At 50.8% G+C, this 530-nt stretch carries 2 pseudogenes; one reads left to right on the top strand and one right to left on the bottom strand.

Features of this window, described 5'->3' with window-relative positions:
• A pseudogene (locus tag ACDC66_RS15235) lies at positions 1 to 338 on the top strand (threonine synthase); the annotation flags it as partial.
• On the opposite strand, the pseudogene ACDC66_RS15230 reads toward ACDC66_RS15235, so the two are convergent.
• A pseudogene (locus tag ACDC66_RS15230) lies at positions 332 to 530 on the bottom strand (hypothetical protein); the annotation flags it as partial. The pseudogenes ACDC66_RS15235 and ACDC66_RS15230 overlap by 7 nt on opposite strands.

Below are 530 nucleotides of genomic sequence, written 5' to 3'. Positions count from 1 at the left end.
GCCGCAAAATCTGGCAACTGAAAGAGCTGGGTTATGCAGCCGTGGATGATGAAACCACGCAACAGACAATGCGTGAGTTAAAAGAACTGGGCTACACCTCGGAGCCGCACGCTGCCGTAGCGTATCGTGCGCTGCGTGACCAGTTGAATCCAGGCGAATATGGCTTGTTCCTCGGCACCGCGCATCCGGCGAAATTTAAAGAGAGCGTGGAAGCGATTCTCGGTGAAACGTTGGATCTGCCAAAAGAGCTGGCAGAACGTGCTGATTTACCCTTGCTTTCACATAATCTGCCCGCCGATTTTGCTGCGTTGCGTAAATTGATGATGAATCATCAGTAACCCAGCGCTACTAATAGGGAGCGTTGACCTTCCTTCCACGGACCGGTAATCGGAGTGCCTAAAACCGCATGCGGCTTAGGCTCCAAGATAGGTTCTGCGCGGCCGGGTAATGCATCTTCTTTAGCAACAAGTTGAGGGGTAGGTGCAAATAAGAACGACATAGAAATCGTCTCCTTTCTGTTTTTAATCAAC

It is taken from the genome of Wenzhouxiangella psychrophila (assembly GCF_042310375.1).
Classification (GTDB): domain Bacteria; phylum Pseudomonadota; class Gammaproteobacteria; order Xanthomonadales; family Wenzhouxiangellaceae; genus Wenzhouxiangella.
This window is presented reverse-complemented; position numbering and strand designations above follow the sequence as displayed.